Source organism: Chryseobacterium sp. Leaf201 (assembly GCF_001421435.1).
GTDB lineage: Bacteria > Bacteroidota > Bacteroidia > Flavobacteriales > Weeksellaceae > Chryseobacterium.
In genome coordinates, this window is the sequence record NZ_LMKA01000068.1 from 128,835 (window position 1) to 147,629 (window position 18,795).

An 18,795-nucleotide genomic window follows, 5' to 3' on the forward strand; every position below is an offset into this window, starting at 1 on the left:
GGTTCAAAATAAAAACAACAGAATATGCTACACATCGACATACACAGTTTTTCATACAAGAAAGGAGGAATTCCAAAAGACGACACCGGGAACGGAGGCGGATTTACCTTTGACTGCCGCGGAATTTTAAACCCTGGAAGAGTGGAAGAATATAAGATCCAGACCGGAAATGATATCGGGGTCCAGGAATATCTGGAAACCAGAACCGATATGCCTAAATTTTTAGAGCTTATAAAAAGCCTGGTTTCTATCAATATCGATAACTACCTGGAAAGAGGGTTTGAAAACCTGCAGATCAATTTCGGATGTACGGGCGGCCAGCACAGATCGGTCTATTCCGCAATCAAAATCACGCACTTCATTGAGGAAAAATACGGTGACCGGGTGGAAATCAGCCTTCACCATGACGAACAGCATCAACTTAATCATAAGTAATAAGTAACAGGCAATACGTAATATTTTTAACTTCGTTAATTATTTTATTGTCTGTACATTATTACACATCACCAATTAATTACTTACCACCCATACTATATGAAGGCGCTTATTTTCGCAGCAGGAAAAGGAACCCGGCTGAAACCTTTTACCGATCATCATCCTAAAGCACTGGCTAAGGTGAATGACGTACCGCTTCTGGAAAGGAATATCAAATACCTGAAGAGTTTCGGGATTACAGATTTTGTAATTAATATCCACCACTTCGGAAACCAGATTACAGAATTCTTAAAGCATAATAATAATTTTGGGTGCCGGATAGAAATTTCAGATGAATCTGAAGAGCTGCTGGAGACCGGTGGCGGCCTGGTTTTTGCCAGAAGATTCCTGGATCACGGGGAAGATTTTCTGATCCTGAATGCTGATATTTTAACGGATCTTAATATCACAGACCTGGTTAATTATCATAAAAAGATAAAAGATTTCGCTACATTAGCCGTTTCGGACCGTGAAAGTTCGAGAAAACTCCTTTTCAATGATGATCTGGTTTTAAGAGGCTGGCTGAATGTACAGACAGGGGAACAGAGGCTTGCAGAATTCAACAAAGGTTTTAAACCGTTAGCTTTCAGTGGAATCCACTGTATAAACCCTGTTATTTTTGATAAGATAAAAAGGACGGGCAACTTTTCTGTCATGGAAGAATATCTGGACCTGATGCATACCGAACTTATCCACGGTTTTGTGCACGACAGTATTTTTATTGATGTAGGAAAGCCGGAATCCATCATAAAAGCCGAGCAATATTTTAAATAATTTTTACAATGGGAATGGAAGGAAGCAGAGACGAAAGTCTGGTAAATCCGGAACTTGAAAGCAATGAAATCAGACTGCATGACAGCCTGAGGCAGAAAACCTGGGATGAGACCATTATGAAAGACAGCTGGATGGTTTTCAAGGTAATGGCAGAGTTTGTAGACGGCTATGAAAAACTGGCTAAAATAGGCCCCTGTGTTTCCATTTTCGGTTCTGCAAGACTGCAGCCGGAAAGCAAGTATTATGAAATGGCTGTGGAAATTGCAGAAAAGATCACAAAAATCGGTTTCGGAATCATTACCGGCGGCGGGCCCGGAATTATGGAAGCAGGAAACAAAGGCGCTTTCAATGCACAGGGAAAATCCATCGGACTGAATATTGACCTTCCTTTTGAACAGCATTTTAATCCTTACATCAACCGGGCTTATTCTATGAACTTTGATTATTTTTTCGTGAGAAAAGTGATGTTCATTAAATATTCTCAGGGCTTTGTGGTGATGCCGGGCGGATTCGGGACGCTGGATGAGCTTACAGAAGCTTTAACGTTAATTCAAACCAATAAAATCGGGAAGTTCCCGATTGTCCTTGTCGGCTCGGAATTCTGGGGCGGACTGCTGGACTGGTTTAAGGCAACACTGCTTAAAGAAAAAATGATTAATGCCGATGATCTCAATCTTTACCGTGTGGTAGATACCGCAGATGAAGCGGTTGCCCATATCAAGGCTTTTTACGACAAGTATTCCGTTAATGTAAATTTTTAATGGCATGTTATTTGTCACTTCTAACTAAACAATCATGATTGTAAATCTATTATTTAAGATGAAAAAAATTTTATGTATCACAGGGATTTTAACACTTTTTGTGTTAATGAGTTTTGCATATGTAGACTTTTTCTCTTCAATGACCAAAGTGGATTATATTGACGGAAGCAAAACATTGAAGTTCACCACAAAAATGAATACCAGTCATATTTCCGATGCTATAAAGATCAATCCGAATACAGCCGGATTTGAGGCAGAAGTAAAAAGATACGTAAACAATAATTTTGATGTGTATGTCAATGGCTCGCCGAAAACAATGACCTTCACCGGCAGTCAGGTAAGCGGAGAAACTGTATGGGTATATTTTGAAACAGGAGGTGTTTCGGATATCAATACCTTAAAAATTAAAAATACCATCCTCCTCAGTTCTTTTCCCAAGCAGATTAACCTCGTTAATATTGCCTATAAAGGCAGCCAGAAAACAATGAATTTCCAAAGGGGAAAAGAAGTAAACGAAGCTTCTTTCTAAAAAAGTTTAACAGATTATAGAAACCACTGCTGACGCGGTGGTTTTTTTATTTATTGCTGTAAAAATAAACGGGCTGCCTAAAAAAGACAGCCTGTTTATTTTGTATAGAGAATCTGCAGATTAATTTGCAGAAATATAAAAGCAACACCATCTGAATACCAATGACTTATTGGACCTAAATTAGGAGAGGCAGGCAAATAATGATCTGATCCGTTTTTAGCTTTATCGTTATAGACAGAAATTCTGCCAACACCACTTTCTTTAAATGCATAGAAGGCTACTCCCATATACACGTTCCAGTAAGATGACGGCTGTAAACTACTTGCTCAGGTATATATTCTCTTAAATATCATTACAACCACACACAATAAATAAAAAGGGTGAGAAAAATCTCACCCTATAAATTGTTTGTTGAAAAGCTGGCCGCTATTAATAGGCAGTGTCTCACTAACTATGTAAGTTAAAAAGTTATTCTCACCGAATCACCAACCATTTCAGCACGTTACTGTATTTTGGATATTTAAAGCTTTTTATTGAATCTGAATATTGTCTAACTGGACAGTAGTGGTAACCCCGCTTCCGCTTCCGGTATATTCAAATAAAATAAATCCGTTACCTGTCAGTGTAGGGGGAATAATGTATGTTCCTGCCGGAGCTAATGTTCCGTAACCACTAGCAGGAACTTGAGGAATTGTAAATGCTGATGTAATATCTGTTTTTGTAGCCTGGGTAACATCTCCCAGAGGAGTATAGTTGGTAGTATAATATACTTTTAACGCATTCCCGTTCCAGAACCCAACATTAACGTCAAATTTCAAAGTATTTGCTGCAGTAAAATCAACAGGAACAGCGAAATAAGTCACATATTGTCCAGTCCCTGAATTAGCACCTAACTGAATATACTTATTATTGTTAAATGTCTTTAGCTGCCAATATCTGTTCCCTAATATGGGATCATTTACATATTTGGGATATAATTCCAGATTGGCAGGTGAAGCTGGATAACTTTCAAAGTTTTCAAGGAAAGAACCTGTATAGGTAATTGCTGTACCGCCTTTTGGAGGTGTTGCATCTACTCTTGTTCCCGTAAATTTAATATCAGAAAGGCTTCTGATCAACATTTGCCAAGTAGAGTTATACCTGCTCACTACAAATGTAACATTTCCGTTTCCTGCAGGCAATAACTCTCCTCCTGTCTTAAAGAATCCGGAATTTCTGATAACAGCAGTGTTCCCTAATTTATCTTCAATATTTCTGTCTGTATCTAAGCCTTGTCCGCCTGCATCATAATCTAGGAACTTTTTAACAGTAGGATAAATTTCCGCCAAATTAAACTGTACATCCGGAACTGTAACCAATGTATTAATAAGATTGGGATTTTTTGCATCAGCCAGCGAAGCAAGCTGGGTAGGAACAATAGTCTGGATATCAAGACCATTTCCACCACATACACCGGAAACATATCTCCCTACAAGGGACTGGGGAATTCTGCCGATGGCAAAAACCGGATCCACAGATCCTAGTTTAACAGTTCCTCTGTCAATTCCTAATCGCAGGCCTTTAGCATTAATCCTGATATGAGATCCAACCGGAAAATCCGCAAAATTACTTGCTTTGTCAACCTCTATTTGTAAGCCTACTGTAGGATTTACAGTTTTATCCTGAAAAGAAATAGTTTTATAGAAATTACCCTGTTCATCTGAAGAAATAATATACCCGTCAAAGATCTGATCCGTAGTAATAAGCTTAAATCCTGTGCTCGGAACCTGAGCGGCAAAGTCTGCCATAGACATCGTAGGTTCAGGAAATTTATTGGAGCATTCGAAAGGCGGTGTTTCCCACTCGTCATTCTTCACACATGAAGACATTACAGACAGTATTCCTGCTGCCAAAAATGTTGTTTTTAAAAAGTTAATGATATTTTTCATATGAATTTTATTTTTATTAGAATCTGAATTGCATGTTTACAAAATAAGAACGTCCCTGCGTATACCAGTATTTCGGCCCGAAAGACGGTGTCGGACTATAGTAATCAGTAGCAAAATCAACTGCTTTTGTTTCTCTGGTCTGCTCAAATCCTCCTGTAATGTATCTTCTGTTATTCAAAATATTATTAACAGATGCTGTTATTAATATATAATATTTACCGAATACGAAAGACTTTCCTGCATTAGCATTCAGGAAAAATGCTGAAGGAAGTTTTACAGGCTTCAGCATATCCCTTACACTATCTTCCGTAAGTCCGACATAAGGAGCATTCGTATTTGGATTCGTGATGAAATTTTGAGTTCTAAGAGCCGGCGCCGGATCCAGGAAGTTATCATCAAGATAATTCCAGTTCGCTCCTACCCACCAATACTTCGGATTATTATAACGCATTCCCAGTGAAAATGCCTGTTGCGGGGTTCCGCCTTGTTTATAGTTTTTAATATAAGCTTTTCCGAATGAAGTAACGCTGCTGCCTGAAGCATCAGATACCAGATAGACATCCGGGTTATTACGATATACAAATTGTCCGTAGCTGGCTAAACCCTGTACAGACAATGTAGGTAAAACTTTTACATCAACACCCAGTTCCGCTCCCATATTTCTTTTCTCAACATTAGACATCACCTGGGTTACAAATGCACTTTGGACCTGAGAGACCGTTCCATCCGGATTTGTATTATTGAGCTGAATACCATCTGCAAAGAATCTCTGAACATTGGTTTCATTTTGCGTATCAACCAAATAGCCTGTAGCCCTTAATTTAATAAAAGGCGTACTTATCACATAGCTTAAATCATTTGCGGTGTAAACCGTACTTTTAATATTAGGATTAACCAAAGCATTAACCCTCGGGTTGATAAACAAATCTTCTAAAAAAGGTGCCTGATTATACATTGCTCCGTTATATACAAGGAAGTTTCTTCCGTTGATACGGTATACAACCTGCCCTTTTAAACCGAAATTCCAGAAGTTGAAATCTTTGCTTTTTCCATAAGAGTTTTCATATAGATAATGCTTAAATAAACCTTCTCTGTCTGAGGAAGAATATCCTGCCAATGCTGATACAAATACATCAAAGTTTCCTGTTGAAAATTTCAATCCCGGATTTACTTTTGCTTCCTGCCTTCTAAGGATATAATTATACGTCATACGCTCACCAACGTCAACACGAACATCAGAATCGAGGGTATTATAATATCCGTTGGAACCTGGCTTAGCCGATTCTTTAAAAGGATCAACATTGATGGCAAAGTCACCCCCTAACAGATCTTTCATTTCGCGATAAAGCTCAGATTTGTAATTCTGATAAGAAAGATTAAGAATAAATTTGGTACGGTCATTAAAGTTATAAGTATAGTGAGTTCCTGCATTAAAAATTTTATCATCACTTACATCATCCACTAAATATACCAATGAGCGGTTACCATTTAACCCATAAAGACGGAGCGTTTCATCTCTTCTGTTTATATCAAATTTCCGGTTATTGTCATAAAGCCTATTCCAGTTAATTTGAGTAACATTCGGATCTCCGTTTACCCAGGCATTTAACTTTACATTATAATCATCAATTAAAGAATTGAATTCGCTGGGGTCAACTTGTGGATTGTTAGTACTGTTGTAAATAATACTATTAACAGAGAAACTTGGTAAATTTCTGTAATAGGTTGGAGAAGGGTTTGTAACACCATTCCAGTCTAAACGGGATCCTTTATCTTTACCGAACTGATAAGATGCAGTAGTCCATAAACTGGAATTTTTATTAATTTTCCAGAAATCCTGAAGCTGAAAAATCGGCTGAAAACCCCTTCTTACTCTTTCACTTCTCTTTTCACCATCTTGCCAGCCCCAATATGAATTATAATGGACCCCTCTGTAATCATATACTTCCTGAGTACTTGGGCTAGCAGTTGATCTTCTGTAAGGAGAACCTATAAAGTTCAGAGTCATGGTATGCCGGTCACTGAATTTTTTTTCAATTCCTAAATATGTACCATAAGCATCATAAAAGGTACCTTCCTGAATTCCTTCTTCTGCCCATCTTCTTGCTGCCATTGCTGTAAATGCCCATCCTTTTTTACTCATTCCAGAGCTGTATCTTAAAGATGTTCTGTATGAATAATTCCTGTTTGTTAAGGATTGTGTGAACTGAAATCCTTTTCGGTAATCACTGGCTTTTGTATTCTTATAAATGACACCGCTGTTGCCGCCAAAAGCATATTCGGAAGGAGAATGGTTAGATGCAATTTCCGGATATCTTGTAATTTCATTAAGCCCTCCCCAATTAGAAAAATCAACGTTTCCATTGTCAGATTTCACCATAGATACACCGTTCATCATCGTCTCTCCGGATCTGCCATCAATGCCTCTCGGCCTGAACCAATAAAATCCAAGATCGAATGCTGCGATTCTACTGAATACATCCTGAGAAGATTGTAGCAATCCAACCGTAGAAACCTGACTTCCTGCTTCATCGTCATCCCCGTCACTATCAATAATTGCCAAGCCCTGATCTGCGCTTGTCAATGCAGAATAAAGAGTAATGGTCCCTAAATCCTTTCTTTTCTCATTGTCCAATACGTCGAACTCCGTTACCTTGGTCTCGTAATTCGGTTTCGTAATCACAATCTGATAATGCCCCGGCATCAGGTCTACGAACTGGAAATATCCGATTTTGTCAGCCGTTACATCATTGTCTTTCCCTTTAAGATCTACTTCTGCCCGTTCAACAGGCTTGCCGTCCGCATCCTTAAGATATGCAGAGACGGTAGTCTGTGCAAAATAATAAGAGGCTGGAAGCAAAGTAAATAAAGAGACTAATGATAGTTTTTTAATCATGAGTTATATTTATTTTTAAACACTTTTTGTCGTTAATTCTCAACAGTTTAAAAGTTGGGGAGGCAAATTTAGGCAAAATTTGGAATTTACAACCTCTTTAACATTATTTTTTCTTAACATTGCAAACTTTTAAGAATGATTATGTAAAAATAACCATCTACCATACTTTAAATTTACAAATATTTAAAATGAGATAAATTAAAAAAGGGTAAATTTGCAGATTAAATAATATTAATACAACTCTAAGATAATGAAGAGATTTTCGGGTCTATTTGCCGTCCTTTTTTCGGTAATGGCATTTGCGCAACAGCAGGGAAAACTGAGAAAAGTAGCCACAGTAGGTTTTTTAAATGTAGAAAACCTTTGGGATACCATCCGCTCTGCAGATTATATTGACGGCACTAAAGATATAAACAATCCTGCCTTCCACAGAAGCATTCCTATGGATTCAATTAAATTTCTGGAAGCTGAGAAACATGACGGTCCATGGAGTGACGGAGCCTTAAAAGATAAAAAAGCAGTGAGATACCAAAGCGGATCGGAAGAGTTTACTCCGAAGAGTGCAAAAAACTACAATACAAAGATTTACAAGGCAAAACTTGCTAATGAAGCCAAAGTAATCTCTGAAATGGGCGCCCAGTATACCAAAACAGCTCCTGCCGTTGTCGGATTAATTGAGGTTGAAAACAGACAGGTAATTGAAGACCTGATTAAAGAGCCGGCCCTTAAAAAATACGATTACGGAATTATCCATTATAATTCTTATGATTACAGGGGAATTGATGTTGCCTTGATCTATCAGAAAAGAAGATTTACTCCGACACACTCTTTAAAAAAGGAACTTAAAGTTTTTGGTGATGACGGAAGAAGGGAATACACAAGGGATATCCTGGTAGTAACCGGTTTTCTCGATAATGAAAAGGTAGCTTTCTTCATGAATCACTGGCCTTCGAGAAGAGGCGGTGAAGCAGCATCCCTTCCTAAAAGAAATGCAGCCGCAGCTTTATTGAAACAACAGATGGACAGTGTAAGAGCAGCAGATCCCACAACAAAACTGTTTGCAATGGGTGACTTTAATGATGACCCGGTAAGCTCAAGTTTAAAAAATCATTTAAAAGCCCAGGCAAGCCCGAAAGATTTAAGTGATGTAAATCCTTATCTTAATCTGATGTATCCTTTATATAAGAAAGGCGTAGCTTCACTGGCTTATCAGGATGCACCGAACTTATTTGACCAGATTATTGTTTCTAAGAATTTAGTTTCAGATCAGGTAACAAAAGAATATTCTGTGTATAAAGCAGAGGTTTTTGCCCCGGCCTATCTGGTGAATAAAGAAGGGAATTATAAAGGCTATCCTTTCAGATCCTGGAATGGCGACCAGTTTACCGGCGGTTACAGCGACCACTTTCCGGCATTTGTCGTTCTTCAGAAAGAACCATAAATTTAAGGCACTCATTTTGAGTGTCTTTTTATATAAATTTATGCGTATGAAAAATTTAATCTTATTGCTGGTGGTTTCTTTTTTATCCTTCAGCTGTACGGCACAGACTGTACCGGCTCCTAAAGCTGACCAGGAGAAATCCGAGATGAAGCCTTCAAAAAATGAAGACGGCGAATGGGACCTTACGGTTATTGACACCCAGTTTGATTATTTTCTGAATGCCGTTGCCAAGCCGGTAAGCCAGTATTCCGAATCTTTTCTGAGAAGCAGAAATACGTTACTGGTCACCGAATGGAACTCCTATTATTCTTCCGGACGGTACAGGAATGTGATTGAATCATCCATAGATTACAATCCGAGAGAAAACTATGGTTTGAAATTCGAATATAAGCTGTACCAGGTTTTTGCCTATGTGAACTGGAAATACGGCTTAAGGATGAACGGGCTTTCCGGAAGCGATACAACACGATACTAAAAAAAGGTTCAGAATATTCTGAACCTTTTTAATTTTTTATAACTGTATAAAAACTATTTGTTAAATAATTCCTCTACTTTATCCCAGTTTACCACATCGAAAAATGCAGCTACGTAATCAGGTCTTCTGTTCTGATAGTTTAAGTAATAAGCGTGCTCCCAAACATCCAATCCTAAAACAGGCGTTCCTTTAGCATCCGCTACAGGCATTAACGGGTTGTCCTGGTTTGGTGTAGACGTTACAGCTACAGAACCGTCACTGTTCTTTACCAGCCATGCCCATCCTGAACCGAATCTTGTTTTGGCAGCTTCAGAGAAATCAGCTTTGAATTTCTCAAGACCTCCGTAATTTTCAAGAGCCGCTTTTACATTTCCTACAGGCTCTTTACTTCCGCCAGGCGTCAGGATTTCCCAGAATAGAGAGTGGTTGAAATGACCGCCTCCGTTATTTCTTACAGCAGGCTTATCAGTACCGGTCTGGCAGATTTCTTCAATGGTTTTCCCTTCTAATTCTGTTCCTTCAATGGCTTTATTTAAATTGTCGATATAGGCCTGGTGATGTTTTGTATGGTGGATTTCCATTGTTTTCGCATCTATTGTCGGCTCTAATGCATCGTAAGCATATTCTAGTTTTGGTAGTTCGAATGACATAATTTTATTTTTAATGTTATTACTCAAATTTAGCCATATTTTAACCGAAACTCAAAGAATGTGTATTATTTTAATAAATCTTTAACATAGAAAGATTAAGTATTTTGAAAAACTCAACATGAATACGGAAGATAAGCTAACGACCAGCAGGTATAATGCTATACGATCTGTTCACAGTGAAATTTATATTCTAGGCCATTGGAAAATAAATGTACTTATTCAATTCCAAATCTTTCCAATAAAAAAAGCGCGGACTGGTAAGTCTGCGCTTTTTATTTAACAAAATTAAATCAATTATTTATTCATAGACATCAGGAACTCTTCGTTATTGAGTGTTCCCCTGATGTTTTTATTTACAAACTCCATGGCTTCAATAGGATTCATTTCAGAAAGGTATTTTCTTAAAATCCACATTCTCTGGGAGGTTACTTCATCTAAAAGAAGATCGTCTCTACGCGTACTGGAAGCGACCAGGTCAATAGCAGGATAAATTCTCCTGTTGGCAATCTTACGGTCTAACTGAAGTTCCATGTTACCCGTTCCTTTGAATTCTTCAAAGATTACTTCGTCCATTTTAGAACCCGTATCGATAAGCGCCGTTGCAATAATCGTCAGAGATCCTCCTCCTTCAATTTTTCTTGCTGCCCCGAAGAACCTTTTAGGTTTATGAAGCGCGTTAGCATCCACACCACCGGAAAGTACTTTCCCGGATGCCGGTGTTACGGTATTATAAGCTCTGGCCAATCTCGTGATAGAATCCAGCAAAATCACCACATCATGGCCGCATTCTACCATTCTCTGGGCTTTTGCAAGCACAAGGTTGGCTACTTTTACGTGTTTATCTGCTGCCTCATCAAAGGTAGAGGCGATAACCTCTGCATTGACGCTTCTTTCCATATCGGTAACCTCCTCAGGACGTTCGTCGATAAGAAGCACCATCATATATACTTCAGGGTGGTTTGCTGCAATAGAGTTGGCGATATCCTTCAGCAACATGGTCTTACCCGTTTTAGGCTGGGCTACGATCATGGCTCTCTGCCCTTTTCCTATCGGTGCTATCAAATCAACGATTCTTGTTGACATCGTAGCATTATTTCCTGTCAGGTTAAATTTTTCTTCAGGGAAAAGCGGTGTTAGATATTCAAAAGCAACACGGTCTTTGATGAATGCAAGATCCCGTCCGTTTACTTCCGTAGGTTTCAGTAAAGAAAAATATTTCTCTCCTTCTTTCGGAAGCCTTACAATTCCTCTTACCGTATCCCCGGTTTTTAGGCTGTAATTCCTGATTTGCGCCGTGGAAACATACACGTCATCAGGTGAAGAGATATAACTGAAATCTGATGAACGTAAAAATCCGTAATTATCAGGCAATATTTCCAAAACACCTTCAATGCTCACCATTCCATCAAAACTGAACTCTTTTTTCTGTTCCTGATGCTGGTTTTGATTTTGATTTTGGTTTGGGTTGTGATTCTGATTCTGTTCCTCACCTCTTTCAGAATGCTGCTGTTGCTGCTTATTCTGATTGGGATTTTGGTTCTGGTTGGGATTCTGATTTCTGTTCTGGTTTCCGTTGTTATGCGGATTGTTGTGCTGCGTTCTTTGAGGCCTTGCCTGAGGCTGGGGAGTATTCGGCTTCTCTTCTGCAGGAGCAGATTCCTGGGATTCTGTATTTTTAGGAGCTTCTGTTTTCTCCTGTGGAGCTTCAGGGTTTCCTGTGTTTGGAGGAGAAACTCTTTTCCTTTTTCTTTTGGCAGCCGCTGCTGAATCTTCTGCAGCTGCAGCCGGTTCTGCTTTCGTATCCTCTGCTTTCGGTGCTTCAGCAACAGGTTCTTTTACTTCCTCTGCTTTTTCCTCTGTCTCCGTTTTCTGCTCTGCCGGAGCTTTCGTTTCTGTCTTTGGCCGGGGAGCCGCTTTTCTAGGAGCCGCTTTTTTAACAGGAGCCTTTACAGGTTTTTCTGCAGGGGCTTCCTCAGTACTGGTACTGGTTTCGGTTGTGCTGAAATAATCTTTGGCAACCTTGGGATTTGAAGCCTGAAAGTCAAGAACCGCAAAGATTTTATCATTCTCATTGCTGTTTCTTGCAACTTTAACGCCCAAATCCTTTAAGATTTTAGTCAGTTCCGTTACGGATTTTGACCTTAACGTTTCAATGTTAAACATATGTATGTAAAAAATGTAATTAATTGTGAGTAAGAAAAGTAAGTCCGGTGACTTTTATTTTCAAGTACATTGTATAATGCAAATCTACACTTATTTTTGAATTGTGCAAAATTTATGCTACTTTTGCCTAGATTAAATATTCAATGTTACAAAGAATACAGACCATATGGATTTTTTTGGCAGTTTTGGCTGCCGTATTTCTGTTTGTCACAGGGCAGGATGTGATTATTTCTGATCAGTTCCCTGTTATGAATATCGCCTGTGTAGCACTTGTTTTAATTGGATTACTGAGCGTATTCAGTTACAGGAACAGAAAAAGACAAATTTTGCTGAATACCGTCAGCATCATTATAAACGTTTTGTTGATTGGTGTATTGGCGTACTGGTTACTTAACTTATCCGGAGGAATTGAGTTTCCTGAGAAGGGTATTGAGCCGGTTTTCCCATTGATTGCGGTGATTTGTTTGTGTATTGCAAACCTATACATCAAAAAAGATGAGAGGCTCGTAAAATCTGTAGACAGACTCCGATAGCCTTACAACGATTTTTTGAGTAAGAACAGCTTCTTTTAAGGAGCTGTTTTTTTGTTTTAAATTCCCGCAGATGTTTACAGGTGCTCATGTTATATTTTTAAATTTAAAAACTAAATATGCGTAATCATCCGTTAAATCAACATAATCGGCGGGAGAAAAAGGAAAAATAAAATTTCAGTGCAACATTTCCGTTAAAGATGCGACAGATTGTTTATAAATTTATCCAAATGAAAAAATTTACCTACCTTACATTTTCACTGTTCTCCGTTTTTGCTTTTTCACAGCAGGTTTCTGAAGAGAGAATTAAAACCGTACTTTCAACATTAGCTTCCGATGAAATGAAGGGCCGTGAAATCGGGACTGCGGAAAATGACAATGCCGCCAATTATATTGCTGTGCTTTTTAAAGAAAACAACCTGGAATACTGTACCGGAAATTCTTACCTGGTGCCGTTTGATTATAAAGGAAAAACAGTGTATAATGTCTGTGGGGTTAAGAAAGGAAAAACAGATAAATTCCTGGGGTTTTCAGGACATTTTGATCATATCGGGACAAGCAAAAAAAGCGGTGACAACATTTATAACGGAGCAGATGATGATGCCAGCGGAATTACCACGCTTACCGGGATCGCCGATTATTTCAGGAATCAACAGCCGGAATTTTCCATGGTATTCATGGCTTTTAACGGCGAGGAAAAAGGAATGCTGGGCTCAAGAGCAATCTCTAAAGATCAGAATTTAGATAAGATCTATAACAATATGACTGCCCTTTTTAATTTTGAAATGGTGGCTACAGAATCGGCTTTCGGGAAGAATGCTTTATATATGACCGGTGACGGGTTTTCTGATCTGGATGAGCTTTTTAACCAGAACGCTGCCAACGGCCTGAAAATCAACCCTGATCCTTATGTTGCCCAGCAGTTGTTTTACCGCTCGGATAATGTAAGCTTTGTAAAAAAGAAAATCATTGCCCACTCTTTTTCAACAGTTGATATGACGAATGCAAACCACTATCACAATGAAAGCGACGATATACATATTGTGGATTTTGCCAATATGACGCAGATCATCAATAATTTCGGTAAAACACTGGAAAAATTAACGCCAAAGAATTTTTCACCGAAGTATAACGATAAAGTAAAACTGGATTAGAAACGTCTGATCTATTAATTTTCCTTATTTTTGTCTGATTAATCTAAAATTTAATGAGTTATTATAAACGAGCGATAGACAACATATTACCTTACAAAAAATCTATTGCAGCCGGTATTTTCTTTAATATTCTTTACGCTTTATTCAACATTGTTGCCATGCTTTTTTTCATGCCTGTCTTGAATATCCTTTTTGATAAAGAAACTAAAAAAATTGAGTCCAAACCCGTTTATGAAGGGATTTCAGGCGCCGGCACATTTCTTAAAAACACTTTTAATTATACCATCCAGCAGCTGCAGATTGAAAAAGGCCCGGAATATATCCTTCTGATTACCTGTATATTATTCATCACCATGTTTTTTTTAAGAAACATTTTCAGTTACTTATCAGAATTTTACCTTACGTTTTCAAGAACCGGTGTTTCCCGGGATTTCAGGATCAAGCTGCATGATAAGATTTTAGAGCTGCCGGTATCATTTTTCACCAATTCCAGAAAGGGGGATGTGTTTGCGAGGATCACATCGGATGTCGGTGAGGTGGAGTCCAATATTTTAAACAGTTTAATTGATATCATCCGTTCGCCTATCGTTATCATTATTACGATGGGATACCTTTTATATTCCAATTTCCAGCTGACGATCTTTACATTAATTGTTTTCCCGATTATGGGGACCTTAATTTCGATTATCGGTAAAAGCCTGAAGAAAGACACCGGCGAAGCCCAGAATGAGCTTGGAAAAATGTATTCTTTTGTGGATGAAACGCTGGTAGGATTAAAAATCATTAAAATTTTTGATGCTTCCCCGCAGATTAAAAAAAGATTTGATGATGTCCTCAACAGAATCAGGCACCTTTCTTTACGCCTGTTTAAGAAAAAAGCCCTTGCTTCTCCTGTAAGTGAGCTTTTGGGAGCCATTACCATAGGGATGATCGTCTATTTCGGCGGTCGGCTTGCGATCCAGGGAAAAGGCCTGTCCGGAAGTGAATTCATAACGTACATCGCCTTATTCTACACTATTTTACAGCCTTTAAAAGCTTTGTCGTCCGCTATATCCAATCTTCAGAAGGGTGAAGTTTCCGCCAAAAGGATTTTTGAAATCCTGGATGCGGACTATCACATCAGGGAACTGAAAGATGCCAAAGAGATCAGAGGGTTCGAGAAAAATGTTGAATTTAAAAACATTACGTTCGGATATGAGGAAAGGGACATCCTTAAAAATTTCTCCCTGTCAATTCCCAAAGGCAAAACAGTTGCTTTAGTTGGGCAGAGCGGCAGCGGAAAAAGTACGATCACCAATCTTATTACCCGTTTTTACGATGTAAATGCCGGCGAAATCCTGGTAGACGGCGAAAACATAAAGAATATAAAGCTTTCGAACTACAGAAAGCTGTTCGGGTTGGTAACGCAGGATAATATCCTGTTTAATGATACCATCAGGAACAATATATCATTGGGTAAGCCGAATGCACCGCTGGAGGAAATCCAGGCTGCGGCTAAGGTGGCAAATGCACATGACTTTATCATGGACCTTCCGAACCAGTACGACACCAATATCGGAGATGCGGGCGGGAAACTGTCCGGCGGCCAGAAACAGAGGATTTCCATTGCAAGGGCGGTACTGAAAAACCCTCCGATCATGATCCTTGATGAAGCAACTTCTGCCCTGGATACGGAATCTGAACGATTTGTTCAGGACGCCCTGGAAAAAATGATGGAGAACAGGACTTCTTTAGTGATTGCCCACCGGTTGTCAACCATTCAGAAAGCCGACTGGATTGTGGTCATGGAAAAAGGAAAAATTGTAGAACAGGGAACCCACCATGAGCTGATTGCCACAAGAGGCATGTATCATAAACTGGTTGAACTGCAGAATTTCGATTAAAAGTTTTTAAAATAATCTGAGACAGGAGTATTCTAGAGGGTTAAAGCCTGACAGGAATACTCTTTTTTAGTAAAAAAGATTAGTACAAAGCAAAAATAAGCAAAACGGTTAAAACCGTTTATATACAATGTTTTATAAAACAGTAGTCTTAGTTTGGCGCTCGGTGTCTGATAGGTTTTGGTCTTAAAAGAACAAAAAGTGATATTCCATACCGCAAGGCACACATTTGGAACAATGTTTTTAACAGAAGGTGTTCCTCTGGAAAGCATGAATAAAATGATGGGGCATAAGAATATTTCGACGACGCAGATCTATGCGAAAATCACCCGTCAGAAAATTAGTAAGGATATGGAGTTGGTTTCCCAAAAATTTTCCGCTATGGAAAACGCATTTGTAACATGGCAATCAGAGCAGGATATTAAATCACAAGATTTGGTTTGTACAGACGACAAAATTGATATTGATTATCCTTTTTAATAACCTTGCAAGTATAATTTTTTAAAAACTGATATTTCAAGAGTAGAATTTATCTTTTCTGCTCTTGATTTCCCATTAACTATTTCTGATGTAATTAATCGAAAAACTCCAGACTATGTCAATTGAATGATTGTCTAAATTCCAACGGCGATTTATTGATTTTGCTCTTGAATAATTTGCTAAAGGATTGCGGATGTTCAAATCCTAATTGAAATGCTATCTCTTTGACTGTTAATTCTGTTGTGGTGAGAATATCTTTCGCTTCATCTATTATCCTATCTTGAATAATTTGTTGGGTGGTCTGACCGGTCAATTGTTTTAGGCAGTCACTTAGATATTTAGGAGACAAATTCATTTGCCTGGCAAGATTGGCGACATTTGGCAATCCATTTTCCGAACTGCATAGAATAGATTTTTCAAGGATATCACAGAATTTTATCAAAAGCTCGCTATTTATCGTTTTTCGGGTAATGAACTGACGATTATAATATCGATTGCAAAAGGTTAATAATAAATCCAGATATGATATTACGACATCCTGACTAAATAAATCTATCGCTCGATTATACTCCTTCTCTATCTCTGTAAATATCCCCTCCATACTTTGTTGTTCCTCTTCGGATAATATCAAAGCTTCATTTACTGCGTATTCAAAGTAACCATAATCTTTTATCTTCTGGCCCACAGCATATTGTCGAAAAAAATCGGGATGGACATACAACACCCAACCCGCCGTTGCAAACTTAAAATCCACATCAATAATGCTAATTTGCCGAGGTGCAAAACAAGAAATAACCCCCTCATTAAAATCAAATGTGTTCTGCCCATATTGTATTTTACACGGGTTTTCTGTTTTCAGTGTAATCTGATAAAAATCAGTAATTAGACGTGTTCTTTCTGAGATTTGTATTTCTGGAAAATCTTCGAAACGGATCACACAAAAATGAGGATGTTTTGGTTTTGCCATTCCCAAAAAATCGCAGATCTGAGTTATTGATTTTATGTAGAGGTTTCTTGGTTCCTGCATCTTGTAAATTTACAAATTATTACTTATCGTCTTACGGTAATTATTCCCAATCCACTTGGCAATCATTGCATTGGGTATCAGTGATGAGATTTTCATTCTAATTCGGTTTTTGTGTCCAGAAATAATAAAATGTTTTTTCTTCTCCAAAGCGCTTAAAGTCTCCTCAGCAACTTCTTCAGGTGTTTGCGATGAAGAATTACTATAGTTTGAACCCATAGCCTCCGATTTTCTATTGTCCAAACCTGCCGCACTGTTGAAATTGGTACGGGTGAGACCTGGACATACCAACATTACATGTATTCCGTAAGGTTTGTATTCCTCTGAGAGCGCTTGCGTAAACGACCTGACGAAAACTTTGCTGGCTGCGTAAGTCGCCATATAAGGGACTGGCATAAAAGCCGTCATTGATGAAATATTAATAAGATAACCTTTCCCATTTTTCTTCATTTCGGTTAAAAACACATGGGAAAGTGCAACCAACGAAGCAATATTAAGCTGGATTAGATTTAATTCTGTTTGCAGATTGATATCTGTAAATTCACCACTAGAACCAATCCCAGCAACATTAAACAGCATACCAATTTCCAGCTCTCGTTTCCGTGTTTCAGTAAAAATTTCTTGTCCGGAACCTATTAATGATAGATCTGCAGCGATGAATTGAACATCGACTTTATACCTTCCCATAAGCGACCGGGATAACTGGTCTAATTTCTCTGCATTGCGGGCTACCAGAACCAAGTTATGTTTTTTATAAGCCAATTTATTTGCCAGTGCCTCTCCAATTCCGCCAGATGCCCCTGTAATTAATACATGTTCCATAAGTACTCCATTATTTTTTACAAAGTTCAGTTAGAAAAATTTAAAATACGTGTTCAGATGTCGGGTGATTGTATGTGGATATCGGTTTTGTTATCGCATAGATCATTTCCTCAATGCCTTTTTTACGTGCTTCCACTACAGTTTTTATTCAAGAACCGGTATGCTGTTTTGTTCCATTTCAAGAGCAAAGGTATTTCCGTGTTCTTAACGCAGGAACCTTTTTATACGCGTGAAACGAAACAAAGCATACTCGGGCTCTTTAGACGAATAAATCAAGGGAAAATCAGAACAAAATTAATAACGCAAAAAAAGTAGAAATCATGAACATTACAGGAAGACTGAGTCTGCCAAAATTTGCGGTTTAATGTTCTTAAAAAAATCAATTTCTTGCTGCTCATCTGCAAATCTCACCTGCAACACCCTCGCTTTTACATCACACAGCATTTCTTTCAGAAAGAGGGTCATTTGGTATGCCTCATCCGCTGTTTGCACTATTTGAGAAGATAGTTTATCTTCCTGATGATTAATTTGTGATAATATTTTTTTCGACACAATTTCCATAGCATAGTCGTTTTAGGAGTTACCAGTATTTGTTTCGGCATTACACCTATTGTTGATGTGTCAAAATTTGTAAACAATATTATAACCAATATCACAGTTCCCTCCAGTGTGGGAAATTTTTTAAGAATTTTCTATTTGCAGTATTGATTTACAAGGTAATTGAATTAAAACAAATGCAATAAGCACCATTACTAAATCGTTACCAATAAAGTACCACACTCTTGTAAACTACTATTTATTAGGCACTTTTGGC

General features: G+C 38.2%; 16 protein-coding genes and 1 pseudogene. 10 read left to right on the forward strand and 7 right to left on the reverse strand.

Annotated elements, in window-relative coordinates:
- Positions 1-24: 24 nt before the first annotated feature.
- The 4 genes from ASE55_RS09520 (at position 25) to ASE55_RS09535 (ending at position 2,538) form a co-directional block, all read left to right on the forward strand.
- Positions 25-435 carry an RNase adapter RapZ gene (locus ASE55_RS09520; protein WP_056218411.1) on the forward strand — a complete coding sequence of 137 codons (411 nt, stop codon included), beginning with the start codon at positions 25-27 and terminating at the stop codon, positions 433-435.
- 99 nt (positions 436-534) lie between these two features.
- Positions 535-1,248, forward strand: a complete 714-nt coding sequence (locus tag ASE55_RS09525; protein WP_056218414.1) for an NDP-sugar synthase — start codon at positions 535-537, stop codon at positions 1,246-1,248.
- 14 nt (positions 1,249-1,262) lie between these two features.
- Positions 1,263-2,009, forward strand: coding sequence for a TIGR00730 family Rossman fold protein (locus ASE55_RS09530; RefSeq protein WP_056218566.1), 747 nt, complete (start codon positions 1,263-1,265; stop codon positions 2,007-2,009).
- A gap of 58 nt (positions 2,010-2,067) precedes the next feature.
- Positions 2,068-2,538 (forward strand): DUF6702 family protein, encoded by a 471-nt coding sequence (locus ASE55_RS09535; RefSeq protein WP_238585030.1) that lies wholly within the window; start codon positions 2,068-2,070, stop codon positions 2,536-2,538.
- 530 nt (positions 2,539-3,068) lie between these two features.
- Here the strand turns inward: ASE55_RS09535 and ASE55_RS09545 are convergent.
- Positions 3,069-4,466: a DUF5689 domain-containing protein gene (locus ASE55_RS09545; protein ID WP_056218422.1), complete on the reverse strand. Its 1,398-nt coding sequence runs from the start codon at positions 4,464-4,466 to the stop codon at positions 3,069-3,071.
- Positions 4,467-4,482: 16 nt separating this feature from the next.
- Complete coding sequence (locus tag ASE55_RS09550; protein WP_056218425.1) at positions 4,483-7,362, reverse strand: carboxypeptidase-like regulatory domain-containing protein; 2,880 nt, start codon at positions 7,360-7,362, stop codon at positions 4,483-4,485.
- A 250-nt stretch (positions 7,363-7,612) separates the two neighbouring features.
- Between ASE55_RS09550 and ASE55_RS09555 the strand changes: the two genes are divergently transcribed.
- Both ASE55_RS09555 and ASE55_RS09560 read left to right on the forward strand, forming a co-directional pair.
- Entirely contained in the window at positions 7,613-8,803 is a 1,191-nt protein-coding gene (locus ASE55_RS09555) for an endonuclease/exonuclease/phosphatase family protein (RefSeq protein WP_056218427.1), read from the forward strand.
- A 46-nt stretch (positions 8,804-8,849) separates the two neighbouring features.
- Positions 8,850-9,278, forward strand: a complete 429-nt coding sequence (locus ASE55_RS09560) for a DUF6146 family protein (protein ID WP_056218430.1) — start codon at positions 8,850-8,852, stop codon at positions 9,276-9,278.
- Positions 9,279-9,331: 53 nt separating this feature from the next.
- Here the strand turns inward: ASE55_RS09560 and ASE55_RS09565 are convergent, their stop codons facing one another.
- Positions 9,332-9,928 carry a superoxide dismutase gene (locus tag ASE55_RS09565; RefSeq protein WP_056218432.1) on the reverse strand — a complete coding sequence of 199 codons (597 nt, stop codon included), beginning with the start codon at positions 9,926-9,928 and terminating at the stop codon, positions 9,332-9,334.
- A gap of 294 nt (positions 9,929-10,222) precedes the next feature.
- Positions 10,223-12,091, reverse strand: a complete 1,869-nt coding sequence (rho, locus tag ASE55_RS09570; protein WP_056218434.1) for a transcription termination factor Rho — start codon at positions 12,089-12,091, stop codon at positions 10,223-10,225.
- Positions 12,092-12,234: 143 nt separating this feature from the next.
- Between rho and ASE55_RS09575 the strand changes: the two genes are divergently transcribed.
- The 4 genes and pseudogenes from ASE55_RS09575 to ASE55_RS09590 all read left to right on the forward strand — a co-directional run.
- Positions 12,235-12,624, forward strand: coding sequence for a DUF4293 domain-containing protein (locus ASE55_RS09575; protein ID WP_056218437.1), 390 nt, complete (start codon positions 12,235-12,237; stop codon positions 12,622-12,624).
- Positions 12,625-12,851: 227 nt separating this feature from the next.
- Positions 12,852-13,775 carry a M28 family peptidase gene (locus ASE55_RS09580; protein WP_056218439.1) on the forward strand — a complete coding sequence of 308 codons (924 nt, stop codon included), beginning with the start codon at positions 12,852-12,854 and terminating at the stop codon, positions 13,773-13,775.
- Between the two features lie 53 nt (positions 13,776-13,828).
- Positions 13,829-15,658, forward strand: coding sequence for an ABC transporter ATP-binding protein (locus ASE55_RS09585; RefSeq protein ID WP_056218442.1), 1,830 nt, complete (start codon positions 13,829-13,831; stop codon positions 15,656-15,658).
- A 180-nt stretch (positions 15,659-15,838) separates the two neighbouring features.
- Positions 15,839-16,054: pseudogene (locus ASE55_RS09590) on the forward strand (tyrosine-type recombinase/integrase); the annotation flags it as partial.
- Positions 16,055-16,253: 199 nt separating this feature from the next.
- Here the strand turns inward: ASE55_RS09590 and ASE55_RS09595 are convergent.
- The 3 genes from ASE55_RS09595 to ASE55_RS09610 form a co-directional block, all read right to left on the reverse strand.
- Positions 16,254-17,162: a helix-turn-helix domain-containing protein gene (locus tag ASE55_RS09595; RefSeq protein ID WP_056218447.1), complete on the reverse strand. Its 909-nt coding sequence runs from the start codon at positions 17,160-17,162 to the stop codon at positions 16,254-16,256.
- 9 nt (positions 17,163-17,171) lie between these two features.
- On the reverse strand, positions 17,172-17,981 hold the full coding sequence (locus tag ASE55_RS09600) for an SDR family NAD(P)-dependent oxidoreductase (protein WP_056218450.1): 810 nt from the start codon (positions 17,979-17,981) through the stop codon (positions 17,172-17,174).
- A 327-nt stretch (positions 17,982-18,308) separates the two neighbouring features.
- Entirely contained in the window at positions 18,309-18,542 is a 234-nt protein-coding gene (locus tag ASE55_RS09610; RefSeq protein WP_056218453.1) for a hypothetical protein, read from the reverse strand.
- Positions 18,543-18,795: the final 253 nt, after the last annotated feature.